We start from the raw sequence: 15,077 nt of genomic DNA on the forward strand, positions 1-15,077 counted from the left end.
CCACTGACAACGCCCCGCTCACCGGAACACGGAGCCGGACGCGAACCCGAACACGAACCCGAACACGAAGAAGCCCCCGGAGATTCTCCGGGGGCTTCTTCTCTGTGTGCACTCGGCAGGATTCGAACCTGCAACCTTCTGATCCGTAGTCAGATGCTCTATCCGTTAAGCTACGAGTGCTTGTTTTGTTTTTGTCTCCGCTCCCCGGTCTTTCGACCCGCTCGCGGCGACAGGAAGAACATTACATGACTGCCGCCGCCATGTGAAATCCGTTTGCCTCACCCGTTGTGACCTGCGGAAACGCACCCACAGTCACCGAGGGCCCGGCGCGCCCCCGAGGCCCCGCGGACCCCGGGAAGCAGCGAAGCCCCGGTCCTGGTGGACCGGGGCTTCGGATCTTGCTGCGGAGGCGGAGGGATTTGAACCCTCGATGGGATTTAAGTCCCAAACCGCATTAGCAGTGCGGCGCCATAGACCGGACTAGGCGACGCCTCCAGCACAGTCCCCCCACGCGAGCGCGAGTGGATGCGTGCAGATGATGACACAGCTGAGCGCCGTGTCACCAATCGCCCCCCACGGTACTAGGCGGGCAGGCCAGAGAGCAAAGCCGTTGGACAAGGCGCATCGTCGTGATGGGTGACCGCGTTAGGCAGGGCATGTTCCTGCGCCGTGTTTCCTCACATCAGTCCCCCCGTCGGTCCCGCGTGCCGGCCCGGCTCCTCCTCACCGCCGCCGCCTCCGTCGCCCTCGCGGCGGCCCTGCCCGGCGGCGCGCACGCCGACACCGGGCCGACGCGAATGCCGCCGTCCCCCTTCGGCCTCCTGGACGGCGTGGCGCCCGACCAGCTGACGGTCAGCGTCACCGACTCGGGGACCGGGAACGACGGAACGGTCGAGCTGGACTGCGCGCCCGCCGGCGGCAGCCACCCCGATCCGGGCGCGGCCTGCGCGAAGCTCGACGAGATCGAGGCGGACGGACGGGATCCGTTCGCGCCCGTGCCGAAGGGGTCCTTCTGCACGATGCAGTACGGGGGCGACGCCACCGCCCACATCACCGGCACCTGGCACGGCCGGCCCGTCGACGCCACGTACCGGCTGAGCGACGGCTGCGAGATCTCACGGTGGCGGCAACTGGTGCCCGTGCTGCCTGCTACCGCCCCGTGACCCTGGGTCCACCGGGCACACCGTCACGACCGGCCCCGCTCGGGATCCCCACATCCTCTACGTGGGCTCCCTCTCATCCGGCGTCGCGAGCACAACCACTGCCCGTAGACTCCCTCCCGTGACACGCCGCGGGACGCGAGGCAAGATGGCCCGGGCGGTCAGCAAGTCGCGGTAATCAGGAGGGAAGCGTCTCGTGAGCAGCAGGCCATCCCGAGGCGCTGCTCGCCTCGCAGCCATACTCGACGCGCTGCCGGATGCGTTGGTGCTGGTCAACACCAACGGGACCGTCGTCAACGCCAATTCCATCGCCCTGGAAGCCTTCGAGGCGCCGGGCACCGCCCTGGTGGGGCGCGGACTGCTCGATCTGCTGCCGGAGTTCGACTCCCGGCTGATCCCCGGATCCATGCGGCGGCCCGACACGGTGACCGACGAGCGCGGCCGGACGAAGCCGACGCGGATGACCGCCCGCCGCACCGACGGCAGCGAGTTCCCCGTCGAGGTGACCAGCGCGAACCTGGCGGACGGCGCCCGCGACGCCGTCGACCCGTACGGCACCGGCGGCCTCGGCGGCGGTGGCTACAGCGGGTCCGAACTGCTCATGCTGGTCGTACGCGACCTTTCGGGCACCGTGGACACCGAGGCCGAACTGGCCCGTTCGCAGCGGCAGACCGAGATGATCCTGCGGGCCGCCGCCGAGGGCGTCGTGGGGACCGACACCGACGGGCGGATCGTGCTCGTCAACCCGGCCGCCGCACAGATCCTGGGGTTCCGTGCCAGCGACCTGGGCGGCCAGGAGCTGCACCAGCTCGTGCTGCACTCGCGCGCCGACGGCGAGCCGTTCCCGTACGAGGAGTCGCCGCTCGCCGACACGCTGCGCTCCGGGCGCAAGCACCGGGTGCGCGGACAGGTCCTGTGGGCCAAGAACGGCGATCGGCTGCCCGTCGACATGACCACGGCGCCGGTGCGCGACGGGGACCAACTGGTCGGCGCCGTCATGACCTTCACCGACCGGCGCCCGTACGACCAGCTGGTCACCGAGCACGCCGAGGAGCTGGCCCGGCGCGACGAGGCCGCCGAGCAGGAGCGCGCGGAGCGGGCCGAGGAGCTCGACCGGGTCCGCGAGGAGCTGACCGCCGAGCTGACGGCGGCCCACGAGCAGCGGGCCGAGGAGCTGTCGGCCGAGCGGGAGCGGGGCGCCGCGTTCGCCGAGCGCGAGAAGGACCGCTACGAGGCGCTGGCCGCGCGGCACTCGCAGCTGCTCGCCGTGCTCGGGCAGTCGCTGCGCGGGCCGCTGGACGAGCTGCGGCGCGAGCTGGGACAGCTCGCCGCCGACGACGCCGGGCAGTTGTGGCCCGAGGCGAACCAGGTCCTGCACCACCTCTCCGCCGGCTACTCGCGGATCACGACGCTCGTCGACAACGTGCTCGCCTACCAACTGCTCGACACGGGCGGCGAAGGCCTGACCCGTACGCCGGTGATGCTGGACGCCGTCGTCGCCGCCGGTGTCGACGGGGCCGTGGAACTGATCGGGCCCGGCCGGGTCCAGTTCGCCGTGCACGCGCCGCCGATCGAGGCCGAGGTGGACGCGGGGCGGCTCGCGACCGCGCTGGCGCACCTGATCGCCGACGTCGCGGGGATCGACGCGACCGGCAACGCGCGGGTGCCCGCCGGCGCCGGGTACGTCGACTCGACCGTCGTGGTGGCCGCCGCGCAGCGCGGCGAGAGCGTGCGCATCGAGGTGCGGGGCCCGTACGCCGGTGGCGATCCGGTGCACGAGCCGATCGTCCAGGGCATCGTGCGGGCGCACGGCGGTGTGCTGCAGACCCACGAGATGCCGGGGATGAGCGGCAGCGCGTACGTGCTGGAGGTGCCGATCGGGAGCGGGGCCGGGGTCGTTCCGGCCGAGGCGTCCCCCGACGTTCCCGCGCCGTCCGGTCCGGCCGGCGACCCGGCCTCGGAGGTCGTCGCGGCGAACCTTCCCGAGCAGGCAGGCGCAACCTCCGGCGGTGGCCGCCGGCGGGCTCGGCGGGCCTCCGGGCCCTCCGTCGACGCGTTCCTGGAGAGCGGGCTGCCCGGTGACGGGGCGGCTCCCTCCGGCGGAACGGGGCGGCGGCGCGGGCGGCGGGCGGCCGAGGAGCCCGCGGCTCCCGCCGCGCCGGAACCGCAGCCGCAGGCCCCGGCGGCCGCTGCCGAGGGCGCGTCCGGTGGCACCGGGCGGCGCCGGGCACGGCCCGCCGACGGCAGTGCGGCCGAGGGTGCCGTGATGACCGCGGCCGAACACGCGGCGGGTTCCCCGGCGCTGGGCGAGACCGTGCCGCCGCAGGGCGTGCCCGCGCCGGCCGGGCGACGGGCCCGGCGGGACGGCGGCCAGGGGCAGCCGGCGCTGCCCGCGCTGCCGTCGGGCGCGTCCGCCGAGGGCGGCGAACCGGGCCACGGCGAGCTGGAACTGGCCGGGGCCGGTGCCGGTCAGCAGCCTTCGGGGCGGCGGGCGCGGCGCGCGCTCGGCACCGCGCAGGCCGCCACGACGCCCGAGGAAGCAGCGCCGCGCGAGGTGTTCGCGCTGCCGCCCGCCCAGGCCGACCGCGCACCCGAGGCCCGGACCGCCCCCGACGACGTACGGAACGACGTGCCGCAGGGCGGCGCGCAGGACCTCGCCCAGGACGTGCCGGCGGAGGCCGTCGCGGACGCGGGTGAGACGTCGCAGCACGAGGCCGCCGAGCGGCACCCGGCGGACGACCACACGCCGCCGCAGCCGCACCCGGCGCAGAGCACGCCTGCACAGGGCACCCCGGCCGGGGGCACCCGCGCCGTGCTGCCGCCGGAGAGCGCGCCGCGACCGGCGGCGGCCGCCCAGCCGCTGCCCGCCGAAGCGCCGCAGAACCCGTCCGGTGACACGCATTCGACCCAGGGCCGCGCCTTCAGCGTGCGGACGCTGGGGCAGGGCGTGCCGTTCGGGCGGCAGATCGCCGAGCAGCAGCGGCCGCAGGGGCAGCCCGCGGCGCAGCAGCCCGCCCGGCCCGGGGCCACGCCGCCGCAGGGTGTGCCGCAGGCGCCGGAGGGCCAGACGAACGGCGGTTCGGGGCGGCGGCGCAAGCTGTCGACCCGGCAGGAGCAGTCGGAGACCGCGGCCACGGACACCCCGGCGCAGGGCAGCACCCCGGCCCGCGGCACGACGCCCGCCCGGGGCACCACCCCGGCCCGTGGCACGACGCCCGCCCGGGGCACCACCCCCTCGCAGGGAACCGCCCGGCCGCACCCGCAGCAGCAGGCCGCGCCGCAGCCGCCGTTGCTGGCGTCGAACGCGTCGGAGGGCAGCGGCCGCTCCTACGCGATCGGGGCACCCGACCAGAACGCCGACGAGGGCCCCGAGCCGCTCGACGGTCCGGGCGGAGCGGTCGAGGTCGCCAACCGGCCCCAGCCGCAGCCGATGGACGACGAACTGCCGCCCGAGCCGCTCGACAACCCGCGCCGGCTGCTCGTCTGGCCCGCGCCGGACGTGACGACACAGCAGGCGCTGAGCGACCGCGGCTACCGTCCGGTGACCGTGCACTCGCGCGAGGAGGTCGACGCGCAGATCGCGGCGTTCCCGGCCGCGCTGTTCGTGGACCCGCTGACCGGGCCGATCACCCGGACCGCACTGCAGTCGCTGCGGACCGCCGCGGTCGCCGCCGAGGTGCCGGTCCTGGTGACCGCGGGCCTGGGGCAGGCGACGCGCGAGGCCGCGTACGGGGCCGACCCGGCCGTGCTGCTGAAGGCGCTCGCCCCGCGGGACAGCGAGCAGCACCCGCCGCGGGTGCTGCTCATCGAGGAGCACGAGGAGATCGCGCTCGCGCTGACCGCGACCCTGGAGCGGCGCGGGATGCAGGTCGCACGGGCCGCGAGCGACGCGGACGCGGTGACCCTCGCGGCGCAGATGCGGCCGAACCTGGTCGTGATGGATCTGCTCCAGGTGCGCCGCCGCCGCGCGGGCATCATCGACTGGCTGCGCGCCAACGGCCAGTTGAACCGCACGCCGCTCGTCGTCTACACCGCCGCCGTCGAGCACGCCGACCTGCCGCGGCTCGCGGCGGGGGAGACCGTGCTGTTCCTGGCGGAGCGCTCGACGAGCGCCGAGGTGCAGGGCCGGATCGTGGATCTGCTCGCGAAGATCGGCACGAACTGATCGGCACGAACTAGACGAAGGGGGCGGCCCGTTGGGGCCGCCCCCTGTTTCACGTGAAACCGCCCCCGTGGGGCGCCGTGCTCAGAGCCGGTGTGCTCGGAGCTGATGCTCAGAGCTGGGTGACGTCCAGGTCACCGTCCGCGTACTGCTTGCGCAGCACCTTCTTGTCGAACTTGCCGACGCTGGTCTTCGGGACCGCGGGGACGATCGTCCAACGCTCGGGCAGCTGCCACTTGGCGACCTTCTCGGCGAGGAAGTCGCGCAGCGTCTCGAAGTCGGCGCTCGACCCCTCCTTCAGCACGACGGTGGCGAGCGGGCGCTCGCCCCACTTGTCGTCGGGGACGGCGACGACGGCGGCCTCGGCGACGTCCGGGTGCGACATCAGCGCGTTCTCCAGGTCGACGCTGGAGATCCACTCGCCGCCGGACTTGATGACGTCCTTGGCGCGGTCGGTGAGGGTGAGGAAGCCGTCGGGGCTGATCGTGCCGACGTCGCCGGTCTTCAGCCAGCCGTCCTCACTGAACTTGTCCTCGGGGCGCAGCGGTTCACCGTCCGCGTCGGCGCCCCCGTAGTACGCGCCCGCGATCCAGTTGCCCCGCACCTCCAGCTCGCCCGCGGACTTGCCGTCCCAGGGCAGCTGCTCGCCGCCGGGGCCGGTCAGCCGCGCCTCGACGCCCGCCGGGAAACGGCCCTGCGTGAGCCGGTACGCGAACTCTTCGTCGCTGCCCGGCTCGACGTGGGCCGGCGGGCGGGCGACGGTGCCGAGCGGGGACGTCTCGGTCATGCCCCAGGCGTGGCAGACCCGCATCCCGAGGTCGTCGAAGGCCTTCATGAGCGACGGCGGGCAGGCCGAGCCGCCGATGGTGACCTGGGTGAGGGTGGAGACGTCGCGCGGCCTCGCGGTGAGCTCGGCGAGCAGGCCCTGCCAGATGGTGGGGACCGCGGCGGCGTGCGTGGGACGCTCGGACTCGATCATCGCGGCGAGCGGAGCGGGCTGCAGGAAGCGGTCCGGCATCAGCATGTTCACGCCGGTCATGAACGTGGCGTGCGGCAGGCCCCACGCGTTGACGTGGAACTGCGGCACGACGACGAGCGAGGTGTCGGCGTCCGTCAGACCCATCGACTGCGTCATGTTGACCTGCATGGAGTGCAGGTAGATGGAACGGTGCGAGTAGACGACGCCCTTGGGGTCACCGGTGGTGCCGGAGGTGTAGCACATGGCGGCGGCCTGGCGTTCGTCCAGCTCGGGCCAGTCGTACGTGGTCGGCTTCCCCGCGATGAGGTCCTCGTACTCGTGGACCTGCGGCCGCGCCCCGTCCAGCAGGGAACGGTCACCGGGCCCCGACACCACGAGGTGCTCGACCGTCTCCAGGCCGGGCAGCAGCGGCGCGAGCAGCGGGAGCAGGGAGCCGTTGACGATGATCACGCGGTCGGCGGCGTGGCGCACGATCCACGTCAGCTGCTCCGCGGGAAGGCGGAGGTTGAGCGTGTGCAGCACGGCGCCCATGGCGGGCGCGGCGAAGTAGGCCTCGACGTGCTCCGCGTTGTTCCACATGAGCGTCGCCACACGGTCGTCGCCCCGGATGCCCAGGTCGTCGTGGAGCGCGTGCGCGAGCTGGGCCACGCGGGCCCCCGTCTCGGCGAACGTACGGCGGTGCGGATCGCCCTCGCCCGTCCACGTGGTGATCTGCGAAGTGCCGTGCACACGCACCCCGTGATCGAGGATGCGGGTCACGGTCAGCGGTACGTCCTGCATCGTGCTCAGCACGGCGTCCTCCCGGTGGGCGCTACGGAGCAGTAAGGTTCCGCCGATTCTCACCGCATACCGCGTGGTATGTCACTACTCCCGGGAATGATCGATCAACCGGTTCACCCACTTCGTCCCTGGCCGGAGGCCGATCGGCCGCTTGACGGGACGGGTGCGCGGGCCGGGCTCAGTCGCGCACGGGCCGCAGTTCCGGGTCCTCGCGCAGCTTGCCGAGCGCCCGCGACACGGCGCTCTTCACGGTGCCGATGGACACCCCGAGCACCTCGGCCGTCTGGGCCTCGCTCAGATCCTCGTAGTACCGCAGCACGACCATCGCCCGCTGCCGCGCGGGCAGCTTCATGATGGCGCGCCACATGGCGTCGTGCAGCGCCTGCTGCTCGGCCGGGTCCCCGGCCGGCAGGGCGGGCGGCTCCGGCAGCTCGTCGCAGACGAACTCGTCGACCTTGCGCTTGCGCCACTGCGAGGTCCGCGTGTTCAGCAGGGCCCTGCGCACATAGCCGTCGAGCGCCCGGTGGTCCTCGATCCGGTCCCACGCGACATACGTCTTCGTGAGCGCGGTCTGCAGCAGGTCCTCCGCATCGCACGGGTTCGCGGTCAGCGACCGGGCGGTACGCAGCAGCACGGGCTGGCGCGCCCGGACGTACGACGCGAAGGACGGGTACGTCCTCGTGGCCGTCCGCGTCGCGGCCTCGGATGCGCCGGTGCAGACAGGCGCCAGGGTTGCGGTCATGACTCCACGCTATGAGCGACCCCCGTCACTACGGATCGGCCGGAGGTCCCGAAGCGGCGTCCGCCTCAGGTTGTAGGCGGGGTGGTAACCCCACCTCCTGAAGGTGGAGGGCGGGATGAGGACCCCTGAGGGTTCATCCCTGAGAGCCGTCCCACGAAGGTGCGCCCGGGGGAGTGCCGACGGGGTCCCCCGGCGTCCTCGCGGCGTCCCCCGTGGTGCCCCCGCCTGTGCCGCCGCCGGTGCCGCCGCGCGCCGCCGGCTGCCGCACGCCCGCCTGCCGTACCCCGCCCCACCTGCCGCTCAGCCGATCCGGGCCACCGGCGCGTGCACCAGGTTCCGGTCGATCACCAGGGTGCGGCCGCCGTGCCGCTCCTTCACGTTCCCCGCGTACTGGTGGATCCGCCGCTCCGGGCGCCAGGCGGCCCGTCTGAGCGCGGGCTCCCGGTACAGATGGGGCCGCGTGTGCCAGCGCGCGAACCAGATCACCGCCGGCAGGTCCCTCACCCCCGCCCGCCGGGCCTCCTCCATGTGCCGCACCCCCGACTCCGCACTGCTGTAGAAACCGGGGACGTAACCCCGCCTGTGCACCTCCCTGTCCCATCCCCGCACGAACGCCAACGTCGTCCGCGCGCACCCTCCCTTCCGATAGCGGTACGCCTCCATGTCGAGGTAGAGCGGACTGTGCGACCGGATGCCGAGGCGCGCGGCCCGGCGCACCGCGTCCTTCCCCTCCCGCACTCCCTGGCGCCAGGGATGACGTCCGATGCGCACCCCCTTCTTCTGCCGCGCGACGACACAGGGCGACTGCGATCCCACGTACACGGGCAGCACCCGCCAGCCCATCCGGTTCACCGCCCGCGTCCAGGAGCGGTTCAGCCCCTTCTGGTGCGGGCAGGCCCGGCCACGGCCGCCGTAGTAGACGCCGACCGCCTGGTAGGCCGACTTCCGCCAGCGCCGCATGGTGTCCCGGGGCGGCACCATGCAGGTGTCGAACGCCCAGCCACGGAACGTGCGCACGCTCGCGCCCCACGGCGCGGAGCCCGCCTCGGAAGCGGAGCCCGCCTCGGAAGCGGAGCCCGCCCCGGGCGCGGACCCGGGGCTGACGACGGGAGCGGCCTCGGGAGTCGCGACGGAACCGGACGCGACGGGATCGGCAGCGACGGCCGGCGGACGCGCCACACCGTCCATCGCCGACGACGGCAGCGCGCCGGCCCCCAGCAGGAGCAGCACAAGTCCCATGATCAGCCTTTGCCGGTGCATGGGCCGAGTGAAGGGTCCGGCGTCGCCCACGGACCGCGGACACGCGCCCCGTTCAGCCGTCCGACCCCAGAATCAGACCCGATGTGGGGACCCCGGTGCCCGCGGTGACCAACGCCGTGGCCGCCCCCGATATCTGGTTCACCGCGGTGCCCCGCAGCTGCCGGACGGCCTCCGCTATCCCGTTCATCCCGTGCAGATACGCCTCCCCCAGCTGCCCCCCGTGGGTGTTGAGCGGCAGCCGCTCCTCGGCGACGAATCCGGCGGCCTCGCCGGGCGGGCAGAACCCGAACTCCTCCAGCTGCATCAGCACGAACGGCGTGAAGTGGTCGTAGAGGATCCCGACGTCTATCTCCTCCGGCCCGATCCCGGCCGTCCGCCACAACTGCCGCGCCACGACGCTCATTTCGGGCAGCCCCGTCAGGTCGTCCCGGTAGAAGCTGGTCATCTGCTCCTGCGCCCGGCCCGCCCCCTGGGCCGCCGCCGCGATCACGGCGGGCGGGTGCCGCAGATCGCGGGCCCGCTCGACGCTGGTGACGACGATCGCCTGCCCGCCGTCCGTCTCCTGACAGCAGTCGAGCAGCCGCAGCGGCTCGACGATCCAGCGCGACGCCGCGTGGTCGGCGAGGGTGATCGGCTTGCCGTGGAAGTACGCGGCCGGGTTCGTCGCCGCGTACTTGCGGTCCAGCACGGCGACGTGACCGAACGCCTCGGGCGTCAGCCCGTACGCGTGCAGGTACCGCTGCGCGGCCATCGCCACCCAGGAGGCGGGGGTGAGCAGTCCGAACGGCAGGTTCCACCCGAGGGCCGCACCCTCCGCCGAGGCTTCCCGGTGCTGCACCCCGGAGCCGAACCGTCTGCCCGACCGCTCGTTGAACGCGCGGTAGCAGACCACCACGTCGGCCACCCCGGAGGCCACCGCGAGGGCCGCCTGCTGCACGGTGCCGCAGGCCGCGCCGCCGCCGTAGTGCACCCGGGAGAAGAAGGAGAGCTCCCCCATCCCGGCCGCCTGCGCGACGGTGATCTCCGGATTGGTGTCCATGGTGAACGTGACCATGCCGTCGACGTCGGCGGGGGACAGGCCGGCGTCGTCGAGCGCCGCGTGCACCGCCTCCACCGCCAGCTTCAGCTCGCTGCGGCCGGAGTCCTTGGAGAACTCGGTGGCGCCGATGCCGGCGATCGCCGCCCTGCCCCCCAGCCGGTCCTTCGTCCGCACACTCATGACGGGCTCCCCTCCTCGGAAACGGCGGAGGCAGCGGGGGCTGCCGGTGCGGGTGCGAGTGCGGGTGTGGCGGGGACGGCCGGGACGGTGACGGTCACCGTGCCGGTGACATGGCTCCCGATCCCGTTCTTCCCGATCACCCTGACCTGCGCCGTGTCACCGTCGTCCCCGAACTCCACCTCGGTCACCTCTCCCGTCAACACCATGGTGTCCCCGGGGTAGTTGGGCGCGCCGAGTCGTATCGCCACCCTGCGCAGCACCGCCGTCGGGCCGAAGTGGTCGGTGATGTAGCGGCCCACCAGTCCGTTCGTCGTCAGGATGTTCATGAAGATGTCGGGGGAGCCCTTCTCCCGCGCCAACTCCGCGTCGTGGTGGACGTCCTGATAGTCGCGGGACGCGATGGCCCCCGCGACGATCAGGGTCCGGGTCACCGGGACCTCCAACGGTGGCAGCACCTCACCCGCCTTCATGCCGACTCGCCTCCCTCATCCGTGCCGACGGCGATCAACGCGCCGAGTTCTTCGAGGACTTCGCTCCCGCTTCCCAGATATCCGTCGAGCTGCCGGCCCCACAGGAAGTGCCGGTGCACCGGATGGTCCAGGTCGGCGCCCATGCCGCCGTGCAGGTGCTGACCGGCATGGACGACGCGCTTGCCGGCCTCCGACGCCCACCACGCCGCGGTCAGCGCATGACTGCGGTGGCCGAGCCCCGCGTCGCGGCGCCAGGCCGCCTCGTACGCGGTGACCCGGATGGCCTCGACGTCCATATGGGCTTCCGCGGCGCGCAGTTGCACCCCTTGCTTGGCCGCGAGGGGGCGGCCGAACTGCTCCCGCTGGTTCGTGTACTCCACGGCCCTGGCGAGCGATCCCGCACAGACCCCGGCCTGGAGTCCGGCGAACGCGGCCCTGGCCGCCGCCAGCACCTCGTCGTACGTCTCCGGCCCGCCGATCCGCTCGGCCGTCGTCCCGTCGAGCACGAGGCGTCCCGCGGACCAGGGTGCCGTCAGCTCGACCGGCTCGCACCGGGCGTCATCCGCCAGAACAATCCACAGGCTGTGGGTAACTTTTCCGGTCCGCCGACCCACCCCCGCGTCACCTACCCGGGCGACGCCGCCCGGCCCCGCGGGCTCCCGCACCGCCACCAGCACGTGGGTCGCGTCCCGCAGCCACGGCACCCACGGCACGGCCCCGGTCAGCCGCGCCCGGCCGGCCCCCGCGTCGGCCGGCGTGATCACGATGCCACCACGTCCCGGGAACGCCCCCGTCGCCACGGCGGAGCCGTCCCGCAACCCGGGGAGCAGTCGCTCCCGCTGCTCGTCCGTGCCGTGCGCCGCCACCGCGAGGAGCCCGAAGACACAGCTCGCCGCGAACGGCACCTGGGCCGTCGTCCTGCCCTGCTCCTCCAGCATCAGGACGAGCCCGAGCAGCCCGGTCTCCTCCACGGCCCCGGCGAGCCCCGCGCCGCCGAGCGCCTTCCACAACTCGCCGTCCGTGCCGTCACCGAGAGCGGCCAGCCGCTCCGGCGTGGAGAGGTCGCCGAAGATCTGCGCGGCCAGCTCCCGCGCCGCCTCCTGCTCCGGGGTGGGGGTGAAGTCCATGTCACACCTCACCTCCCTCGACCGCCCGGAACACGGGCAGCTCCAACTCCTCGTCCACGCGCAGGAATTCGAGCCGCACCGGCATCCCGATCCGCACCTTGTCGCAGGGCACCCCCACGACGTTGCTCACGATGCGCACGCCCTCCGCGAGCTCGACCAGGCCCACCGCGTACGGCGGATCGAAGGCCGGGAACGGCGGATGGTGCATGACCACGTACGAGAACACGGTGCCCTCGCCGCTCGCCTCGACCGTGTCCCACTCCTGTCCCCCGCACCCGTTGCACCCCGGCAGCCAGGGGAAGCGCAGGGTCCCGCAGCCGCGGCAGCGCTGGAGGAGCAGCCGGTGCTCGGCGACTCCGGCCCAGAACCCGGCGTTGTCCCTGTTCACCACGGGGCGTGGGCGGAGCTTCTTCCTCGCGTCGTCGGACCGGGACCGGGCCGGACCACGGGCGGCCGGCGTGTACTTGAGGATCCGGAACCGGTGCGTACCGGCGAGCTCGCCGTCCGCGCGCACGTCCATCCGCGTCGTGACGAAGTGCCCCGTCCCCAGCTTCGTCGTCTTCAGCGGGGACACCGATTCGATGACCGCGTCGAACGTGACGGCGTCCCCCGGCCGCAGCGGGCGCAGGTACTCCTGCTCGCAGTCGGTGGCGACGACCGACGTGTATCCGGCGGCGTCCAGCAGGCCGAGCAGGTCGTCGAAGGCCGCCGAGCGTCCCTCGTTCCCCGACAGGCCGCCCATCGTCCAGGCCTGCAGCATCGTCGGCGGCGCGATGGCGTCCGGGCCCTCGTACGCCGGGTTGGTGTCGCCCATGGCCTCGCACCAGTGCCGGATCATCGGTTCGTTGACCCGGTCCTTGCCCTCGGCCGCGGTGGCCGCCACCCGCCCCTCGAAGGCCCGCAGGTCTTCGTACTCCAGGGCCCCCTTGCCGACGGCCTGCGCCGTCCGCCGCCCGGCCACCGCCTGTCCGCGCTCCCGCCCGGTCGCCTCCACACTCATCGCCTCCCCCGCTTCATCCCGAGCCGCATCGTGGCCACGATCTCCCGCTGCACCTCGCCGACCCCGCCGCCGAACGTGTTGATCTGCGCCGCCCGGTTCATCCGCTCCAACTCCCCGTCCCCCACGGCGATCTCACCGTCCCCGGCTCCGAACGCCCCGGGCGATCCGGCCCGCACCCATCCGGCCTCGCCCGCGATCTGCTGACACATTCGATACACCTCGACCGCCGATTCGGTTCCCACGAACTTCACGCCGCTGGCGTCGCCCGGGGCCAGCCGGCCCGCCCCCACATCCCCCACCAAACGCCAGTTGAGCAGGCGCGTCGCCGCCAGCCGGGCATGCGCCTCGGCCAGTCCGGAACGGACCCACGGAGCGTCAATCCGCCGCTCACCCGTCACCGGATCGGGTGTAAGCGCCGCGGCGAGGACCCGGGCGTAGAAGTCCTCGGCCTGCATGCCGATCGCGGCGAGCGCGACCCGCTCGTGGTTGAGCTGGTTGGTGATCAGGCCCCAGCCGCCGTTCTCCTCGCCGACCAGGTTCGAGGCGGGGACGTGGATCCCGTCGTAGTACGTGGCGGTCGTCGTCAGGCCGCCGACGGTCTCGATGGGCGTCCACGAGAAACCGGGGGCGTCGGTCGGCACGAGCACGATCGAGATGCCCTGGTGCTTGGGCGCCTCGGCGTCGGTGCGGCAGGCAAGCCAGATCCAGTCGGCGTTCTGCGCGTTCGACGTGAAGACCTTCTGGCCGTCGATCAGCCAGTCGCCGCTCGCCCCGTCCCGCACGGCCCGCGTCCGCAGCGAGGCGAGGTCGGTGCCCGCCGACGGTTCGCTGTAGCCGATCGCGAAGACCAGGTCGCCGCTGAGGATCCGCGGCAGGAAGTAGGCCTTCTGCTCCTCGGTGCCGTACTTCATCAGCGTCGGGCCGACCGTGTTGAGCGTGACCATGGAGACCGGGGCGCCCGCGCGGTACGCCTCGTCGAAGAACACGAACTGCTCGTCGGGGCCGCGGCCCTGCCCGCCGTACTCCTCGGGCCAGCCGAGCCCGAGCAGCCCCTCGGCCCCGATGCGGCGCAGCACCCTGCGCTGTCCGGCGAGGTCGTCGGCGGCGGGCGGACCGTCCGGCATCAACGTACGGAAGTGTGCGCGCAGTTGGGCACGGAGCGCGCGCTGACGCTCGGTGGGGGCGAGGTGCACGGCGGCGGCCCTCCCGGGGACCTCGTACGAACAAGGGTTTCTGACTGTCCGTCAGATGCCGTGCGGAGTCAAGGGATCGGCCGTACCGCGCGGAACGCGAAAACGTCTGCGCGGCGGTGCCGAAGCACCGCCGCGCAGACGGTCACTCACCCCAGGTGGAACCCCCGTCGAACAGGAGCCGGAGGGCTACCAGAGCTCGGTGAAGTTCACCGCGATGTTCTCGTTGGACTGGTCGATCGCCGTGAAGGCGGAGCCGTTCACCTGCGCGGTGTTGCTCTGGTTCGAGGCGCCGTTGCCGACGGCCTGCTGCTGCGTGGTGGACGAGTTGCCGTTGTTGTCGTGGCCGACACCACTGCCGCTGACGGTTGCCACCCCCGCGTTCGATCCGTTGTCCGCGAATGCGCCGTTGTCGGCCATCGCCACCCCGGAGAACAGGGCCGCGGCGAGCGGCAGGGCGGCGACAGCGGCGATGACGCGGGCAGTACGGATGGAAGCCATGTCTATTCCTCCAGAACAGGAAGTACGCACCGGGCACGGACAGAGTCCTCGGCCCGGGAAGTACGGGTTGCTCCAAGGCAGTTGGCCGACCGCCTCGGCGATGTTCACGACGTCGCGAGATCAGAATTGCCCACCGAATCCCCGGCGAACCACCCCGGAAGCCGCCTTTCCCTCGCAAGCGTGAGGACATGTCGATAAACATGCTTCACGTCCACAAAGCCGCAGCTCAGCCCCGAATGGGGGTCTTCGGGCGATCACGGCCCAGTCCTCCCAAACGATGAAGCGTTTCGGCACATTTTTGGTAAATAGGCTCCCCGTTCGGCCCACCCCCCTTCCTTCTTTCGAACACTCGTACGAAAATGAAGGCATGGCCACCACCGACCGGCACCCAGCACGCCGCACCCCCGCCGTACCCGCCTCCTCCCTCGGGACCCTGGCCCTCGCGCACGCCTTGTCCGCTGCCGAGCGCGGGCTCGCCGTCATCCCG

General features: G+C 72.8%; 11 protein-coding genes, 2 tRNA genes and 1 pseudogene. 3 read left to right on the plus strand and 11 right to left on the minus strand.

Annotation, left to right across the window (positions count from 1 at the left end):
* Positions 1-107 precede the first annotated feature (107 nt).
* A tRNA-Arg gene (locus M4J07_RS40885) sits at positions 108-180 on the minus strand.
* Positions 181-404: 224 nt separating this feature from the next.
* Positions 405-495 (minus strand) — tRNA-Ser (locus M4J07_RS40890).
* Between the two features lie 209 nt (positions 496-704).
* On the opposite strand from M4J07_RS40890, the gene M4J07_RS40895 reads away from it, so the two are divergent.
* Positions 705-1,163, plus strand: a complete 459-nt coding sequence (locus M4J07_RS40895) for an SSI family serine proteinase inhibitor (RefSeq protein ID WP_255981015.1) — start codon at positions 705-707, stop codon at positions 1,161-1,163.
* 193 nt (positions 1,164-1,356) lie between these two features.
* Positions 1,357-5,325, plus strand: a complete 3,969-nt coding sequence (locus tag M4J07_RS40900) for a response regulator (protein WP_255981017.1) — start codon at positions 1,357-1,359, stop codon at positions 5,323-5,325.
* A 109-nt stretch (positions 5,326-5,434) separates the two neighbouring features.
* On the opposite strand, the gene M4J07_RS40905 is transcribed toward M4J07_RS40900, so the two are convergent.
* The 9 genes from M4J07_RS40905 to M4J07_RS40945 form a co-directional block, all read right to left on the minus strand.
* The gene (locus M4J07_RS40905; protein WP_255981035.1) at positions 5,435-7,081 is read right to left on the minus strand and encodes a long-chain fatty acid--CoA ligase; all 1,647 of its coding nucleotides are present in this window, start codon (positions 7,079-7,081) and stop codon (positions 5,435-5,437) included.
* Between the two features lie 178 nt (positions 7,082-7,259).
* On the minus strand, positions 7,260-7,823 hold the full coding sequence (locus tag M4J07_RS40910) for a SigE family RNA polymerase sigma factor (RefSeq protein WP_255981019.1): 564 nt from the start codon (positions 7,821-7,823) through the stop codon (positions 7,260-7,262).
* A gap of 300 nt (positions 7,824-8,123) precedes the next feature.
* Positions 8,124-9,083: a DUF1906 domain-containing protein gene (locus tag M4J07_RS40915; protein WP_255981021.1), complete on the minus strand. Its 960-nt coding sequence runs from the start codon at positions 9,081-9,083 to the stop codon at positions 8,124-8,126.
* A gap of 52 nt (positions 9,084-9,135) precedes the next feature.
* Positions 9,136-10,302, minus strand: coding sequence for a lipid-transfer protein (locus tag M4J07_RS40920; protein WP_255981023.1), 1,167 nt, complete (start codon positions 10,300-10,302; stop codon positions 9,136-9,138).
* Positions 10,299-10,772 carry a MaoC family dehydratase gene (locus M4J07_RS40925; RefSeq protein ID WP_255981025.1) on the minus strand — a complete coding sequence of 158 codons (474 nt, stop codon included), beginning with the start codon at positions 10,770-10,772 and terminating at the stop codon, positions 10,299-10,301. The genes M4J07_RS40920 and M4J07_RS40925 overlap by 4 nt, the downstream gene beginning before the upstream one ends.
* A complete protein-coding gene (locus tag M4J07_RS40930; RefSeq protein WP_255981027.1) occupies positions 10,769-11,899 on the minus strand; it encodes an acyl-CoA dehydrogenase family protein in 1,131 nt (376 codons plus the stop codon). Before M4J07_RS40930 ends, M4J07_RS40925 begins: the two co-directional genes overlap by 4 nt.
* A gap of 1 nt (position 11,900) precedes the next feature.
* The gene (locus M4J07_RS40935) at positions 11,901-12,899 is read right to left on the minus strand and encodes a bifunctional MaoC family dehydratase N-terminal/OB-fold nucleic acid binding domain-containing protein (protein ID WP_255981029.1); all 999 of its coding nucleotides are present in this window, start codon (positions 12,897-12,899) and stop codon (positions 11,901-11,903) included.
* Positions 12,896-14,092: an acyl-CoA dehydrogenase family protein gene (locus M4J07_RS40940; protein ID WP_255981031.1), complete on the minus strand. Its 1,197-nt coding sequence runs from the start codon at positions 14,090-14,092 to the stop codon at positions 12,896-12,898. The genes M4J07_RS40935 and M4J07_RS40940 overlap by 4 nt, the downstream gene beginning before the upstream one ends.
* Before the next feature lie 186 nt (positions 14,093-14,278).
* Entirely contained in the window at positions 14,279-14,590 is a 312-nt protein-coding gene (locus tag M4J07_RS40945) for a hypothetical protein (RefSeq protein WP_255981033.1), read from the minus strand.
* Between the two features lie 367 nt (positions 14,591-14,957).
* On the opposite strand from M4J07_RS40945, the pseudogene M4J07_RS48580 reads away from it, so the two are divergent.
* Positions 14,958-15,077, plus strand: a pseudogene (locus M4J07_RS48580) (bifunctional DNA primase/polymerase); the annotation flags it as partial.

The sequence above is a fragment of the Streptomyces longispororuber genome, assembly GCF_024448165.1.
GTDB lineage: Bacteria > Actinomycetota > Actinomycetes > Streptomycetales > Streptomycetaceae > Streptomyces > Streptomyces longispororuber_A.